The sequence below is a fragment of the Microbulbifer maximicatervae (SeqCode) genome, from assembly GCF_052468155.1.
This window is the reverse complement of sequence record NZ_CP174335.1, coordinates 1,430,577-1,446,196: the sequence shown is the minus strand read 5'-3', so window position 1 is coordinate 1,446,196 and position 15,620 is coordinate 1,430,577. Positions and strand designations below refer to the sequence as shown.

The 15,620-nt window shown below is 50.4% G+C and carries 18 protein-coding genes; 11 read left to right on the top strand and 7 right to left on the bottom strand.

Annotated features, from left to right (window positions below; all coding sequences use genetic code 11):
- Positions 1-14: 14 nt before the first annotated feature.
- On the top strand, positions 15-1,439 hold the full coding sequence (argH, locus tag ACJJIY_RS06235; RefSeq protein ID WP_445359294.1) for an argininosuccinate lyase: 1,425 nt from the start codon (positions 15-17) through the stop codon (positions 1,437-1,439).
- Between the two features lie 7 nt (positions 1,440-1,446).
- Here argH and cyaY read toward each other — a convergent pair whose 3' ends face one another.
- Complete coding sequence (gene cyaY, locus ACJJIY_RS06230) at positions 1,447-1,773, bottom strand: iron donor protein CyaY (RefSeq protein ID WP_282930329.1); 327 nt, start codon at positions 1,771-1,773, stop codon at positions 1,447-1,449.
- A gap of 107 nt (positions 1,774-1,880) precedes the next feature.
- Between cyaY and lptM the strand changes: the two genes are divergently transcribed.
- The 4 genes from lptM to ACJJIY_RS06210 all read left to right on the top strand — a co-directional run bounded on the left by lptM (position 1,881) and on the right by ACJJIY_RS06210 (position 5,281).
- Positions 1,881-2,231: an LPS translocon maturation chaperone LptM gene (gene lptM, locus ACJJIY_RS06225; protein ID WP_282930330.1), complete on the top strand. Its 351-nt coding sequence runs from the start codon at positions 1,881-1,883 to the stop codon at positions 2,229-2,231.
- 11 nt (positions 2,232-2,242) lie between these two features.
- A complete protein-coding gene (lysA, locus tag ACJJIY_RS06220) occupies positions 2,243-3,496 on the top strand; it encodes a diaminopimelate decarboxylase (protein ID WP_444911921.1) in 1,254 nt (417 codons plus the stop codon).
- Between the two features lie 93 nt (positions 3,497-3,589).
- Complete coding sequence (dapF, locus tag ACJJIY_RS06215; RefSeq protein WP_413664046.1) at positions 3,590-4,420, top strand: diaminopimelate epimerase; 831 nt, start codon at positions 3,590-3,592, stop codon at positions 4,418-4,420.
- 123 nt (positions 4,421-4,543) lie between these two features.
- Positions 4,544-5,281, top strand: coding sequence for a DUF484 family protein (locus tag ACJJIY_RS06210; protein WP_444926434.1), 738 nt, complete (start codon positions 4,544-4,546; stop codon positions 5,279-5,281).
- A 74-nt stretch (positions 5,282-5,355) separates the two neighbouring features.
- Here ACJJIY_RS06210 and ACJJIY_RS06205 read toward each other — a convergent pair whose 3' ends face one another.
- The 5 genes from ACJJIY_RS06205 to ACJJIY_RS06185 all read right to left on the bottom strand — a co-directional run bounded on the left by ACJJIY_RS06205 (position 5,356) and on the right by ACJJIY_RS06185 (position 8,820).
- Positions 5,356-5,580 (bottom strand): hypothetical protein, encoded by a 225-nt coding sequence (locus ACJJIY_RS06205; protein ID WP_108731384.1) that lies wholly within the window; start codon positions 5,578-5,580, stop codon positions 5,356-5,358.
- A gap of 383 nt (positions 5,581-5,963) precedes the next feature.
- Positions 5,964-6,302, bottom strand: coding sequence for a P-II family nitrogen regulator (locus ACJJIY_RS06200; protein ID WP_108731383.1), 339 nt, complete (start codon positions 6,300-6,302; stop codon positions 5,964-5,966).
- Positions 6,303-6,389: 87 nt separating this feature from the next.
- A complete protein-coding gene (gene amtB / locus ACJJIY_RS06195; RefSeq protein ID WP_444895479.1) occupies positions 6,390-7,649 on the bottom strand; it encodes an ammonium transporter AmtB in 1,260 nt (419 codons plus the stop codon).
- Between the two features lie 54 nt (positions 7,650-7,703).
- Positions 7,704-8,042: a P-II family nitrogen regulator gene (locus ACJJIY_RS06190; protein WP_413664043.1), complete on the bottom strand. Its 339-nt coding sequence runs from the start codon at positions 8,040-8,042 to the stop codon at positions 7,704-7,706.
- A 52-nt stretch (positions 8,043-8,094) separates the two neighbouring features.
- Positions 8,095-8,820: a TorF family putative porin gene (locus ACJJIY_RS06185; RefSeq protein ID WP_445359293.1), complete on the bottom strand. Its 726-nt coding sequence runs from the start codon at positions 8,818-8,820 to the stop codon at positions 8,095-8,097.
- Positions 8,821-9,245: 425 nt separating this feature from the next.
- On the opposite strand from ACJJIY_RS06185, the gene ACJJIY_RS06180 reads away from it, so the two are divergent.
- The 6 genes from ACJJIY_RS06180 (at position 9,246) to ACJJIY_RS06155 (ending at position 14,715) form a co-directional block, all read left to right on the top strand.
- Complete coding sequence (locus ACJJIY_RS06180; protein WP_444915000.1) at positions 9,246-9,488, top strand: accessory factor UbiK family protein; 243 nt, start codon at positions 9,246-9,248, stop codon at positions 9,486-9,488.
- A 29-nt stretch (positions 9,489-9,517) separates the two neighbouring features.
- A complete protein-coding gene (locus ACJJIY_RS06175; RefSeq protein WP_445359292.1) occupies positions 9,518-11,014 on the top strand; it encodes a YifB family Mg chelatase-like AAA ATPase in 1,497 nt (498 codons plus the stop codon).
- Between the two features lie 153 nt (positions 11,015-11,167).
- Entirely contained in the window at positions 11,168-13,600 is a 2,433-nt protein-coding gene (locus ACJJIY_RS06170; RefSeq protein ID WP_445359291.1) for a Kelch repeat-containing protein, read from the top strand.
- A gap of 182 nt (positions 13,601-13,782) precedes the next feature.
- On the top strand, positions 13,783-14,070 hold the full coding sequence (locus ACJJIY_RS06165; RefSeq protein WP_444915003.1) for a putative quinol monooxygenase: 288 nt from the start codon (positions 13,783-13,785) through the stop codon (positions 14,068-14,070).
- Positions 14,071-14,077: 7 nt separating this feature from the next.
- Positions 14,078-14,521, top strand: a complete 444-nt coding sequence (locus ACJJIY_RS06160; RefSeq protein WP_445359290.1) for a MarR family winged helix-turn-helix transcriptional regulator — start codon at positions 14,078-14,080, stop codon at positions 14,519-14,521.
- Positions 14,518-14,715: a putative antibiotic biosynthesis monooxygenase gene (locus ACJJIY_RS06155; protein WP_444915005.1), complete on the top strand. Its 198-nt coding sequence runs from the start codon at positions 14,518-14,520 to the stop codon at positions 14,713-14,715. Before ACJJIY_RS06160 ends, ACJJIY_RS06155 begins: the two co-directional genes overlap by 4 nt.
- Before the next feature lie 31 nt (positions 14,716-14,746).
- Here ACJJIY_RS06155 and bla read toward each other — a convergent pair whose 3' ends face one another.
- On the bottom strand, positions 14,747-15,619 hold the full coding sequence (gene bla, locus ACJJIY_RS06150) for a subclass B3 metallo-beta-lactamase (RefSeq protein ID WP_445359289.1): 873 nt from the start codon (positions 15,617-15,619) through the stop codon (positions 14,747-14,749).
- Between the last annotated feature and the right edge of the window lies 1 nt (position 15,620).

The following is a 15,620-nucleotide window of genomic DNA, read 5'->3' as shown; positions in this document are numbered from 1 at the left end:
CAGCCAGGAAAACCATGAGTAACGAAAAATCCCCCTCCGAGTCCGCCAACAATCCTGCCGCCAAACTCTGGGGCGGCCGCTTTAGTGAAGCCACCGATGCCTTTGTCGAGCGATTTACCGCCTCGGTGACTTTTGACCAGCGCATGGCCATGGAAGACATCCAGGGATCACTTGCCCACGCGCAGATGTTGTCAGAAGTGGGGGTATTAAGTGCTGATGAATATCACAAGATAGCCGACGGTCTGAAGGGCATCGCCGAAGAGATAAAAGCGGGAGAATTTCCCTGGTCTGTGCAGCTCGAAGATGTCCATATGAATATCGAAGCGCGCCTGACCCAACGCATTGGTGCCACTGGCAAGAAACTGCATACCGGCCGCTCGCGCAACGATCAGGTGGCAACCGACATCCGCCTGTGGCTGCGTGGGCGCATCGATCTAATAGCTGCCGAACTAACCCGCCTGCAAAATGGCTTGGTCGATTTAGCGGAGCGCGAAGCCGATACCATTATGCCCGGCTTTACTCACTTACAGAGCGCGCAACCGGTGACCTTTGGCCACCACTTACTGGCCTGGAATGCCATGCTGAGCCGGGATTTCGAGCGCCTGATGGATTGCCGCAAACGGGTTAACCGCTCACCGTTGGGGGCCGCAGCACTGGCCGGCACCAGCTATCCGATCAATCGCGCACGCACGGCGGAGCTGCTGGGCTTCGATGCCCCCACAGAAAACTCCCTCGACTCAGTCAGCGACCGGGACTTCGCTATTGAGTTTTGTGCTTTCGCCGCGCTGCTGCTAACCCATCTGTCTCGGGCCAGTGAAGAGCTGGTGCTGTGGACTTCCAGCCAGTTCGACTTTATTGACCTGCCCGATCGCTTCTGCACCGGCTCCTCAATTATGCCGCAGAAGAAAAACCCCGATGTTCCGGAGCTGGTGCGCGGAAAAACCGGCCGGGTTAACGGCCACCTGATTGCGCTGCTGACACTGATGAAGAGCCAACCGCTGGCCTACAACAAGGACAACCAGGAAGATAAAGAGCCGCTATTCGATGCCGCCGATACCGCACTGGATTGCCTGCGCGCGTTTGCCGATATGGCGCCGGCACTGAAGGCAAAAAAAGAAAATATGCTGGAAGCTGCGGCCAAGGGCTTCTCCACCGCGACGGACCTGGCCGATTACCTGGTATGCAAAGGGGTGGCCTTCCGCGATGCTCACGAGATTGTCGGGCAGTCCGTATCCTTTGCCATTGAACAGGATAAAGACTTATCCGAACTCAGCCTGGTCCAACTACAACAATTCTCAACAGAAATTGACGAAGATGTATTTGAGGTGCTGACTTTAGAGGGCTCGGTTGCGGCTCGCGATCATATTGGCGGTACCGCACCAAACCAAGTGCGCGCGGCCTGTAAACGCGCACGGGAAGAGATTTCGCAGCGCGCTTAAGCGCTGTTTAAGCGGATAATCCGAGGGAAACCTGTTCGCCTTGCTGCTCGCTCAATACGCGGTCGAGCAAAGTCGGCAGGTCCTCACCGGTCGTGGTGCACTTCCAACCGGGGTTTTCAAAAGAAAGATGGTAGCCACCGGATTTGGCGGCGACCCACAACTCCCGGTTGGCAGACTGGCGCGAGAGAATTACCTGGCTGCCATTGTCTTCCAGGGTCAGGGTCAGTACCGCATCACTGCGTTCGTAGTCAATATCCCAATCGCAGTGATCGAGTGCATCCTCAATACCGATTAGAGTCTGCTCCACAGCCGCATCATATTCCGCTTGGCTCATCTTTGGTTACTTCTGTTACCGTGTAATGTGTTGAATCAGGTGGGCCGCTATACTATCAGGCTTTTGCCGGTTGCCGCTGCGAATCTCCGACTCTCAGGATGTTATCGATGCTCAAAAAACGACTCTCTCTATTAACCATCACCATCGGTGCCACCGCACTGTTACTGGGCTGTGGCCAAAAAGGTCCTCTCTATCTTCCACAGGACCCCGCCATGCCCGCCTCCAATATTCCAGGTGGCCCGCCGGAGACAGTACCCACCAGTGGTGCAGCACAACCCGGCGAGCCCGGCTCCGCAGCAGAGCAAGCGGTGGAAACCGTTGACGAAATTGAATCTGAAGACGGCTATGGGCCCGATTTTGATATCGATGACACCATTGAGACCGGCCCGACTATCGAAGTCGACGACGAATCGGGCACAGCGGATGACTCCAATGTCGAGGAAGATTTAGAAGAGTAAGAACCGGTCATATGAGAGAGTTTAGTTATCGCGACGGTAGCCTGTGGGCTGAGCAGGTTTCACTGGAACAAATAGCTGAGAATTTCGGCACCCCCACTTATGTCTACAGCCGCGCACACTTTGAACGGCAATATCGGGATTACGCCGAGGCCCTCGGCAATCGTCCCGGCCTAATCTGCTACGCAGTGAAAGCCAACAGCAACCTGGGCATTCTGTCACTGCTGGCACAGCTGGGGGCGGGCTTTGATATTGTTTCCGGCGGGGAACTTGAGCGAGTGCTGCTCGCCGGCGGCGACCCATCGCGAATCGTATTTTCCGGAGTGGGTAAAACCTCAGAGGAAATGCGGCGTGCTCTGGAGGTTGGAGTGCACTGCTTCAATATTGAATCAGAAGCGGAAATTGACCGCCTTGAGCGCGTGGCCGCAGAGTGTGGCAAGACCGCCCCAATTTCCATCAGGGTCAATCCCGATGTGGATGCCCAAACCCACCCCTATATTTCCACTGGCCTCAAAGAAAATAAATTTGGAATCGCTATAGACAAGGCGATCGAGGTTTATCAGCACGCAGCGGATTCTGAGCACCTGAAAATTACCGGTGTGGACTGCCATATCGGTTCCCAGCTCACCGAAGTCGCCCCCTTCCTGGATGCACTCGATCGCCTGCTGGTCCTTATCGATCAGCTCGCCGAGCTGGGAATTACTCTGGAACACCTGGATCTGGGCGGAGGCCTCGGAGTGCGCTATCGGGGTGAGGAACCACCCCCTGTCGGGGATTACCTGGCGGAGGTCCACAAGCGTATCGGCGAACGCAATTTATCCCTGATTCTCGAACCCGGCCGCTCCATTGCCGCCAACGGCGGCGCCCTGCTGACCCGGGTCGAATACCTGAAGCGTACCGAAGAGCACAACTTCGCTATCGTCGATGCCGCCATGAATGACAACCTGCGTCCGGCCCTTTACCAGGCATGGCAGGATATTGTGCCAGTGACACCGGACGAGAGTGAAAGTACCCTGTGGGATATTGTCGGTCCGGTATGCGAAACGGGTGACTTCCTGGGTAAAAACCGCTCCCAATCTCTGCGAGAGGGGCAACTGTTAGCCATGTTGTCGACCGGTGCCTACGGTTTCACCATGAGTTCCAATTACAACAGCCGCTGTCGCGCTGCTGAAGTACTTGTGGATGGCGACAAAACTTACCTGGTGCGTGAGCGGGAGACTTTTGCCGACTTGGTTCGCGGTGAGACCACTGTCCCCAAAAAAGCCTGATCAGCTACTTGCATCGCAGTGGGGTCCATTTTTCAGCCCGGGCCCCAAACCGCAGCTAACGCCGCGGAAAATCAGTACGAACAGAGAAATGGAATGCGCGTTAAATTCAGCAAGATGCATGGGCTCGGCAACGATTTCGTGATGCTAGACGGCGTCAGCCAAAAAATTAAACTGACCCCGGAAAAAACTCGTCGCCTGGCAGACCGCTGCCTCGGCGTGGGCTGCGACCAGGTACTGCTGGTGGAGCCGCCCCGCACACCCGAGGCGGATTTTCGCTATCGCATATTTAACGCTGATGGCAGCGAAGTGGAAAATTGCGGCAATGGTGCCCGCTGCTTTGCCCGCTTTGTACGTGAACGCCGCCTTACCGGTAAGAAAAATATCCAAGTAGAAACTGCCGCCGGTTTACTGCACCTGAGAGTGCTGGACGGGGATCAGGTTAGTGTCGATATGGGAGCACCGGTCCTCGAGCCCCAAAAAGTGCCTTTTTCCGCCGATCGCCGTGCAGAATCCTATCCCCTGGAAGTGGACGGGGAGACCTTCACCATTGGTGCTGTATCCATGGGAAACCCCCACGCGGTTCTGCTGGTGGAAGATATCGCTTCCGCACCGGTAGAAAGACTCGGGCCCCTAATTGAACGCCACCCGCGGTTCCCACAAAAGGTCAACGCTGGCTTTCTGCAAGTGGATACACGCACCGAAGCCCGGCTCAGGGTATTTGAGCGCGGCGTTGGCGAAACTCGTGCCTGTGGCACCGGCGCCTGTGCTGCCATGGTATACGCTCGCCTGCGAAACCTGGTGGATGACAAAGTCCAAATTCAGCTCCCCGGCGGCACACTGACAATTCACTGGAGCGGACCCGGCCAGCCAGTTACTATGACCGGGCCCGCAACCACGGTTTTTCACGGGCAAATTATTCTCTAAACAATTGTCCGGGTATTTGGCAGTAAACCCGCCACAAGCGGGTACGGGATAACTCAGAGAGCAGAACGCTTCGCCACATCAGTTGTCCGATGCCCCATCCCCGTGCCAGAAAAAGCAAACACAATGGAACACACAGACGCCAATCAGCCCCCCGAAGAGATTGCCGGCGACACTCACAAGGAAACCCAGCGTGACGATAAACTGCTGGCACGGCAGGTAGCCCGCTACCTGATTCAAAACCCGGAGTTCTTTGAAGAGCGCATGGAACTGCTGGAAACCATCAAGTTGCCACGGGAAAATGGCAAGACCGTGTCGCTGATGACCCACCAAACGAATTTGCTGCGTGAGCGCAATATCGAAATGCGCCAGCGCCTCGACCAGCTCTTGCACAACGCACGGGACAACGACCAGTTATTTTTCAATAGCCGCCGACTTATCCTGGCACTGCTGGAAGCTGAAAATATCGGTGAAGTCACAGAAGCTCTCTATGCCAGTTTCGCCGCTGACTTCAATGTTGAGTTCACCAGCCTGACTCTGTTCGAGCCACTATCTGTTCCCCGCCAAAGCCTGGGACAAGTTCAGACCAGCACATTTTCCGATGCCGAGACGGCAATTGGCGGAATAATTCGTAACGGCCGCCCCATCTGTGGTGTTTTGCGCCAGCGGGAAAAAGAATTCCTGTTTGCGGAAAAAGCGCAATATATCGCTTCAGCTGCCGTAGTTCCTTTGGGCAATCAACTTGGCACCCTAGCGGTAGGCTCTGCTGATCCCCAGTACTACCGGTCTAGCCTGGGCACTTTATTCCTATCCTATATCGGCGAAGTCCTGGAGCGCCTGCTACCAAAACTGCTCAATCGGTAAAAGCTCTGAGAGGCTGAGAGGGGTTTGGCCAGCTGTCACTCCTCCTGCTGGAGGAGCAACAGCGACCAGAGAGATTAGATAGGGCGGCTGCCATATTTTGGCTGCGGTTTGCGCGGGGGGTCGGCGGTAACTTCTGGATCAACTTCACTAATCGCGCCGCCACCGGCGAGAAACTCCTCTACATCGGAACTTAACTGGCTTCTGGCGCGCTGGCGAGAGGTGATACTGCGTTCTTCTGCAAATTCCTCGGAGTCCTTGCTGCGAGAGTTCTTACCCTGATCTTCATAACCATCTTTCATAGCTAAAACCCTGTAACCTTTACTCCTGTTACAGAGGGAGTACCTCTGTGCCGCCCCTTTCCCGCGGCATCTACAAAACTGACAACCACTTTTCAGTGGCGATCCCCTACCGCGTCAATAGCGGCGATTAATTTATAGGCAGTTCCCCACCCCCGTGCCAGTAACACAAGGAGGAGGCTGTAGAGTTTTTTGTTGGGAAATGAAATGGGAATATTTCAGTTAGTTATGCAGATTTTTGCGCCTGCACCGATAGCAGGTATTTCAAACAAAATAGATAACAAAGATGGGAGGGAAGATAGCGGGACTTATCAGAAGTGCATATAAAGCCCCTTGCGGGGCTTATGATACTCAATCGCTACGTTATGAAAGAGTTATCAAACAGGTTACACAGCTTCGCTACCGGTTTCACCGGTACGGATACGAATGACTTCTTCGAGAGCCGTGATAAAGATTTTGCCGTCACCGATTTTGCCGGTTTGCGCCGCCTTGGTGATTGCCTCAACAGCGGAGTCCACCATCTCATCATCAACAGCGAGTTCCAATTTTACTTTCGGTAGGAAGTCCACCACATATTCGGCGCCACGATAAAGTTCTGTATGGCCCTTTTGACGCCCAAAACCTTTTACCTCGGTGACGGTCATTCCTTGCACGCCCACTTCAGACAGGGCAGTGCGTACATCATCCAATTTGAAGGGCTTTACTACAGCCGTAATCAATTTCATCTTGAGTATTTCCCCTGATTCGTCCTCGTCGAGAGAACCTTACCCAGGCCACTGCCCCGCCTATGGAGCAGCACCGACACTGTTAACTTACTTGTTCATAAATTCCGGGTAAGCTTCCATTCCGCATTCGGTCAAGTCAACACCCTCTTGCTCCTCATCTTCGCTCACACGGATACCAGTGACGAGCTTGAGCAGGTACCACACTGCAAATGAACTGACGAATACCCAGCCAAAGATGGTCAGTGCACCAATCAATTGCCCGCTGAAACTGGAATCACTGTTAGTCACAGGTACCAATAGCAAACCGAGCAAGCCGACAACGCCGTGTACAGAGATAGCGCCCACCGGATCATCAATTTTCAGCTTATCCAGGGTGATGATAGAGAAGACCACCAACACACCGGCGATCATACCGAAGAGGGTTGCCTGCAATGCAGTCGGGGTCGATGGCTCCGCAGTAATTGCTACCAGACCAGCCAGGGCGCCATTGAGCAACATGGTCAGATCAGCTTTACCGAACAGGATACGGGCGGTGATCAGTGCAGCAATAGCACCACCGGCAGCAGCGGTATTGGTATTCACAAAGACCATGGCGACGGAGTGTGCACTGGCAGCATCGCCCAGCTTCAGTACGGAGCCGCCATTGAAGCCAAACCAGCCCATCCACAGGATAAAGGTACCCAAGGTTGCCAACGGCAAGTTAGCACCGGGAATGGCATACACCTGACCGTTGGGGCCGTATTTGCCTTTGCGCGCGCCCAGTAGCAGGACACCAGCAAGCGCAGCCGCTGCACCCGCCATATGCACGATACCGGAACCGGCAAAATCAGAGAAACCGAGATCGCCCAAGTTGTACAGGCCGAAAACCTCTTTGCCGCCCCAGGTCCAGGCACCTTCCAGTGGATAGATGAAACCGGTCAAAACTACTGCAAAGGCCAGGAAACTCCACAGCTTCATACGCTCGGCAACCGCACCGGATACAATGGACATAGCGGTAGCTACGAAAACCACCTGGAAGAAAAAGTCTGAAGCTCCGGAATAAACGGAGTCACCTTCAAAACCATTTTCTGCAGAATCGCTGAGGACGCCTTCCAGACTAAACGCCTCAATACCGGACAATGCCCAGCCACCATCGTACATAATGGCGTAGCCAGTCAGCAGATACATAATGCAGGCAATCGCAAACAGGGCCACATTCTTGGTGAGAATTTCCGTGGTGTTTTTGGAACGCACCAAGCCGGCTTCCAGCATGGAAAAGCCGGCGGCCATCCACATTACCAAGGCGCCGCACATCAGAAAGTAAAAAGTATCAATTGCATACTGCAATTGAAAAATTTGGTTCTCCATATTCCTCTCCGTTCAAATCTGGATATTTATTAAAATTATGTTTTCGGTTTTTAATTAAATTGCTGCATTACCGGTTTCTCCGGTACGTATGCGCACGACCTGCTCAAGCTCTGCGACAAATATTTTTCCGTCACCGATCTTGCCACTCTGCGCGCTGGAACCAATTGCTTCGATAACCGCATCCAGTTGCGAATCTGACACCGCTATTTGCAGCATGGTTTTCGGAAGAAAATCCACCACATACTCTGCACCGCGATACAATTCCGTATGCCCTTTTTGGCGACCAAAGCCCTTCACTTCAGTAACCGTTACACCATTAACCCCCGACTCCCGCAGGGCATCTCTCACAGCATCCAGCTTGAAGGGTTTAATGATTGCAGTGATTAATTTCATGGTATTCCCCTAAAGAAAAACGGGCCCTCGTATTAGCGAAGGCCCTTTTGTATTACCAGGTATAAGTCGCGCCAGCGAGCAATGTAGGTTCGCACCAGTCGGTCTCGTAGCACTCTTTATCGCTGACATCGGTGCCCACGAAAGAAGCGCTCAGGCTCAAGCCGCCAAATTCTTTACTGAGGGAAACGGAGTAATCGATATAGGAATCAGATTCATCGAGAAAACCTTCTTCTTCAAAAAGGTTTAATCCCAGATGTAGATCGAGAGAAAAATCTGAGGGAAGAGCGAAACTATATTCCGCATAAGGGTAATAAAATTCACCGGTATCCGCCCAATAATCATCGGAATAGGCAAACCCCAACGTTAAATCTGAAAAACTCAGGCTGCCGTATATTTCCTGATAATCTTCATCGGCATTTCCGCCGTGATAGGCGTAATAGATGTAGCCAACATCAAAGCTGACACTGTCATTGATATCTCCGCTATAACCGCCGTAAAAATCCTGTTCATAATCGGTTTCATCGGAGCCGTAATCAAAATCCACTTGGGATGCCCAGGTGCCAATATAAATGCCGTTTCCAAAATCAACATCGACACCACCCTGTACTGCGGGGCCTCCATCAGTCTGGCTAATTCCACGGAATCGATAGTCAGAAACAAGACCCACATTGGCACTAATGCTGGGACCGCCCTCGGCAGCCATCGATAAATTTGCAGCGCCCAGTGCGAGAACGGCACCGGTGACGAGAGTGGCAACTTTATACATTTTATTTTCCACTTTGATCCTCCAAGGCTTTTGAAGCTGTTTTTTCGAGTGCTTTTATGGCGCCGCCTGCAATCAGTCCTTCACTGTCGGGTGTGACAGAGGGTCGCTTGCGTCTCGTGAACTGCTACTTTCCCAGACTCCCAATGATCGTTAATGGGACACCTGCACAGATTGTTTGCAGACTTGATGCCAACACCGCAAGCGCAAATAAAATCAATGAGTTAGAGGAAATTAAGTTAGTGAAATCAGTACGAATAGAGGCGAATTGGCAATGAGATGCACCAACATAGGCCCCTCCACCAGGCCGTGCACTGAAGTGGGGAGCAAAGGTTTTTAGTGCACTCAGAACGGTGCGCAGGTAGTCTGCTTTTTCCCCAAAATGCACTGGGTTACAATCCAGTACTATTCATATTCACCCGATTAGCGAGGAATTGCCTGTGGCAGCCGATAAACTGCAACAGCTGCTGAAAGAGCTACAACAACAAGGCGCCGTGGTAACCAGCGACTTGCGTAGTGCTCTTGAGGTTTCACTGGACAAATTGCCGCTGGTCTCCCAACGGGAGTTCGATACCCAAGTGGAGATACTGCGTCGCACCCGCGAAAAACTGGCACGCCTCGAAGATAAAGTCGAAATGCTGGAGCAAGCATTAGCGCAGAGAGACAGCGCCGCCGAGGACTAAGACACAGGAGTCACTTCAAGGATGAAATCGTGAGCCTCTCAGTTACCTATTCCCGAGCCCAGCTCGGGGTCTCCGCCCCCTTGGTAACGGTGGAAACCCATCTGGCAAACGGCTTGCCCGCTTTCCATATTGTCGGCCTGCCCGAAGCTGCCATCCGCGAGAGCCGCGACCGGGTGCGCAGCGCCCTGATCAATAGTCATTTCGAATTCCCCCAACGCCGTATCACCGTCAACCTGGCCCCCGCCGACCTCCCCAAGGAGGGCGGCCGCTACGATTTGGCGATTGCCATTGGTATCCTCAGCGCCTCGGGACAGGTTCCCACCGAAATTCTGGAACGCTATGAATTTATTGGCGAGCTAGCACTCACCGGTGCCTTGCGGGAAGTAAGTGGTAGCTTACCGGCAGCGGTAGCCAGCACCAATGAAGACCGTAAACTCGTTGTGCCTACCGAGAACGGTGCGGAAGCCGCGCTGGCAACCGGCGAAGTCAGCATTGCCAACTCCCTGCTGCAAGTTTGCGCCGAACTTCATGGGCGTGAATCTATGCCCAAAGCTGTTGCAGAGCCTATTACCGAAGAGCACCTGTGCGCGGACTTAGCCGATGTGCGCGGTCAACTAAAGGCCCGCCGCGCTCTCGAGGTGGCAGCAGCCGGCGGCCACAATCTGCTTTTTTACGGCCCTCCCGGCACCGGCAAAACCATGTTGGCCAGCCGCCTGCCGGGCATATTGCCCCCGCTGACAACCGAAGAGTCACTAGAAGTAGCGAGCGTTTACTCCAGCGCAGGCCTACCCCACCAGAGCCTGCGCCCTTTCAGGGCCCCGCACCATAGCGCCTCACCAACGGCGCTGGTGGGTGGTGGCAGCACCCCAAGGCCCGGTGAGATATCCCTCGCGCACCGGGGAGTCCTATTCCTCGATGAAATGCCCGAATTTCCCAGGCACGCTCTGGAGATACTGCGGGAACCCCTGGAGAATGGTGAAGTGCGTATCTCCCGCGCGCGAGCCCAAGTCACCTATCCCGCTCACTTTCAACTGGTCGGGGCTATGAACCCCTGCCCCTGTGGCTATTTAGGCGAGCCTCGCTGTCGCTGTACCCCAGACCAGATAGATCGATATCGCAACAAGCTCTCGGGCCCGCTATTAGATCGTATCGACATGCAGGTAGAGGTGGGCGCTATGAATGCAGTCCAACTGCAGGATTCAGCTCCCGGAGAAACTTCCGATACCGTGAGAGAGAGAGTTTGTGCCGCACGCCAGCAACAAATACAGCGGCAAGGTAAGACAAATAACCTGTTAAAAGGCGCAGAGCTGGAAAAGCACTGTGCCTTGGGGGAAAAGGAAAAGCACCTCTTACGCCAGTCAGTAGAAAAGCTGGGGCTATCCGCGCGTAGTTACCATCGGGTCCTTAAAGTAGCTCGAACCCTGGCAGACCTCACTAATTTTGAACATATAAGTACTACTCAAATTGCTGAGGCACTAGCCTATAGAAATCTCGACCGAAGAAATGTAATTGCTTTATCAAACTAGTCAAAAACCTGAGTTATAAAGTAGATAGTTATTAACCCTTTCCAATCCCTATCAATATTTAGGATTAAAATCAGTATCTAAATACTGTTATTATTTTCTATATAAAATTAGCTCTAATTAATACGTAAGTACGTACTCATAAAGGACGAGTCGATGATAAAAATAAAAATTAACCCCATTTTATCATTATTTATCACTATATTTATTAGTATTTTTTTAACTGGCTGTGGTGGTGGTGGTGGTGGTGGTGGTGGTGGTGAGAAGTCTGACTCATCGTTGAGCCAACAAAATTTGACATTCGCCTACACTGGTTCAATTGATTTATATCTTGGCGACAGTTTACAAAATACTGCAACTGGGCAAGGCTCAGGCTTAATCGCTTATAGTTCTAATAATCCAGAAATAGTCACTGTTGATTCAGAAGGCTTAATCACTGCTATAGCCGCAGGCTCAGCTACCATAACGGCAAATATAGATCAGGACAATCAATACTTTTCCGCTTCATCTAGCTATCAAGTTAACTCTGAAATAAAAACAATCAGTATGACTGCGTGGGTAGGCAAATCTGATACTAAAATTCAGTTTTCTGAGTCAGATGACAATATCTTATTTTATCGTAGCGCTGAGAATGAGTGTAATCTAGAAAGCTATAATACTTGTAAAAATGGGCAGTTAAGTACTATCAACGGTCAAATAGTTACCGATACAGCTGCCACTCTCTCCCAGCCAGCTTTCTACAATCTTGTTTCTGATACTTCAAAAGCCTCTGTCACAGTAACTACATCAGAATTTTCTGGGAGAGAGGGACACCAGGTAATAGCTTTTAAAGAAAAACTTTGGCTCATCGGTGGTTATGATGGTTTGGAGTACCAAAATGATATCTGGTCCAGTAGTGATGGAATTATTTGGGAACTACAAACCAAAAATGCACCTTTTCCTCTAGCCTGGTCCCCTAAAGCCGCCGTATACAATAATAAATTATGGGTTGTTCTAAGTCCTATTAGTAACCCTGAAAATAATGAAATTTGGTCATCAGATGACGGCATTACCTGGGAACTGGTTACGGATAATCCCAATTTTCCGAGTCGCATTACACAGAGGTTTATTACTCACGATGATAAATTATGGATCATTGGTGGTGCGTATAGAGATTCAACAGGGGACAATTTTCACAATGATGTATGGTCGTCTACTGATGGAGTCACATGGACTCTTGTTACAGAAGACCCCTCATTCTTAATCGGATGGGCAGCAGAAACAATTAGTTTCAACAATAAACTATGGATGATCGGCGCCCTGGGATTTGATTTCACAAAGAGTGAAATTTGGTCATCAGAGGATGGAGAACATTGGAAACAGGTATCAGAAGAGACCCCATTTATGGCGAGAGAAGACCACCAACTAGTATCCCATGACAATAAGCTTTGGGTAATTGGTGGCAGTGAAGGTGGCAGCCCAAATAATATAAACGATATTTGGTCATCAACAGACGGAGTTAGATGGCAGCAAGAAACCGAAAGTACTCCTTTTTCATCCCGTGAAAACCATCAAGCTATTAGTTTTACCGGAAAAATATGGTTAATTGGCGGTCGGTCAGGTGGTATGTTTAGTGGGTTAAGAAATGACATCTGGTCATCTATAGATGGTGTGAATTGGCAACAACACACAAAAACTGATGAGATACCACCAAGAACACAACATCAAGCTATTTATTATAAAAATAAATATTGGATTATTGGTGGTTCTGGAAGTTCAAAGAATGATATCTGGTCATCTAGTAACGGGGCAGATTGGACACTAGCGACAGACAGTCCAAATTTCCCTTTCAGTTATCGACATCAAGTCGCGATCCACAATGAAAAAATGTGGTTAGTTGGAGGTAATGACGGAGCATGTTGCGAGCAATCTCACGGATTAAAGAATGACGTTTGGTCATCTATTGATGGAATAGATTGGAAGTTAGAGTCAGAGACTCCTGGATTCTCAGCCCGATTCGGCCATCAACTCATAAGTTACGATGAGCGGCTATGGCTTATTGGAGGTACCGAAGATTATGGCGATACAGGAAAAAAAGATATCTGGTCATCAATAGATGGTATTAACTGGACACTTGTCACAGATAACCCTCCATTTATATCTCGCCACTTTCATCAGGCACTCAGTTTCAATAATAAAATTTGGGTTTTTGGAGGAAAAGGGGACTTAGGTTCAGATGATGTCATGTGGTCATCTACCGATGGTATCAATTGGTCAAAAGAAACGCTTAACCCAATCTTTAATACTCGTTACGATCACCAATTTGTAGCCTTTAAGAATAAGCTATGGCTAATTGGGGGATGGGACACAGAAATGGCGGAATATACCAATGATATATGGTCTTCTATGGATGGGGTTAACTGGACTCTGGAAACCTCTTCCGCCCCCTTCTCAGCCAGAGGCTCTCACGAAATAGTGAGCAATGGTGACCATCTATTACTTATTGGGGGTCAGGGTGAGGGAATAAATAATGACATATGGAAATCAGAAGACGGTATCCAGTGGCGTAAGCTTTACAAGCGCCAAGTTTATTTTGCCACTCCAAGGTAGCTCATTACTAGTTTCGTGCAATCTTCATTTCTGTGGCTCCTAGTTGAGCCACTGCTATCTCTACAATGTTAAGTAAACCGACTGTTCTCCTCCACTCCTTACATTAAACTGACCCACAAGTAGTTTGACAATCCACCCCATTTGATTATCATGATAACTAAATTCCATAGAGAGCGACGTTTATGGCTATAAATTTATTCATTATTGCCAAGATTTCTCCCAAGACAGAGTTCTTTGACCAAGCCAAGCAGGCCATCCTGTCCATAGTGGCTAATACATTGGAGGAAGAGGGCTGCCTGAAGTTTGCAGTACACGAGGACGGGGAAAACTTGTTTTTATACGAGGAGTGGCGCAGTCAGGAAGATCTCGATAAGCATTACACTATGCCCTACATCACCCCGATTTTCGAAGCCTATCAAGAGTGGCTAAAAGAGCCTGTGGAGATCAATAAGCTGGAGAGGTTAGCTTAAAACCCTTATGTTTTTTCTCAAAGAACTTCCCTCACAACAGATGGTTGAGGGATATTCCAAACGATTTTCTGTAAAAGATCCTGCTGCCGTTCAGGGCGCCCTCACCATGATGCGGGATGCGAGCCTCCTATTGCGGGAGCTGGAGGGGTATTTTTCTGAACACGGAACCTCCCAGCTGCGCTTCCTGGTAATGATCGTTATCGACCGGGAGCCTCAAAGAGACAGTTTGCTGGCTTCAGAAATCGCAGAGCGCATCGATGTTTCTCGGCCAGTAATGACACGAACCCTGAAAAGTATGGTGGAAGATGAGCTCATCGTTATGGGAGCAGACTCCAGCGATGGTAGGGCAAAATGTGTAGCACTTACCAAGAGTGGAAAACAATTTTTACAGAAAATCTTACCCGGGTATTTTAAGACAATTTCTAAATTTATGGAGGAGTTGAACAAATGAAGAAAGCGATACTACACGCCCTGTGCATCTGGGCATTGGTTTACCCTATTGTTACTCTATTACTTCTAGGGATGCAAGCACTGGAATTGCAAATTGCAATTGGTTTAAAAGCGCTAATAATGACCGCTATTCTGGTCCCACTAATGTATTTCTATCTTGTACCAAAGGTGCATCAATTTTTGGCTCGGCATTAATATGCCGAGCCATGTTTTGTGGCGCCAACATCTAGTCAGCTGAACCTTTCTCCGCTTCCAGCTTTTCACTTAATTTTGCGTCCGCTTTCTCTGCATATTGATGACAGCTGACTGATTTTTTCTGTATAGCTTTGTTTTTAAACTCCCAGCCGCTGGCAGGTGCATGAGGGGTAAGTAGTAAATCACATGGTAAATCCCGCACGCGGGCAAAGCTTGTGCGGAAGTCCTCTACGATATTGGGGTAGCGGCGGTTATCAATCAGTTGATAACCGGGCGCTGTAAGGCTATCCACATAAGCTATATCTTTAGTTTTACCATCAACTTTGTCTTCCCAGGTCCAGGCCATACTGCCTGGTGTATGGCCTGGGATAAAATGTACGCGTAGACGCAAATCCCCTAGAACCACTTGCTCGCCATCGTGCAGGATTCGATCCGCCTTTATTGGCGGATATAAAAGTTCGTCGGCAAAGTGAATATCATTGGCACCACCGCGAGCCATTAACACCGCTGACTCGGCATTAGTTACCACCTGTGCACCAGTTACGCGTTTTAGCTCCGCTAAGGAACCTATGTGGTCTGCATGGGCCTGGCTGTGCAAGATTAATTTGAGATCCGAGGGGGCGACTCCCAACCTGCGCATATTCTCCAATAAATGCTCGGCCGTCTGCTCCATGCCACCGTCAATTAGAATTGATCCCTCTTTGCCTTTTAATAACAGTGAGGTAATTCCCTCGGTACCTATTTGCCATGTGTTACCTGCAATCTTTAGAGGCGCTACTGGCTGACGCCAGGATTCTGGTACCTTGTAGGTTTCCAGTTGTGGTAAGACAGCATAGTTTTCCGCTGCCGAAAAACTGGAATAAGCGGCCATCACTATTGCGGCTAATTGGATTCTTATATTCATC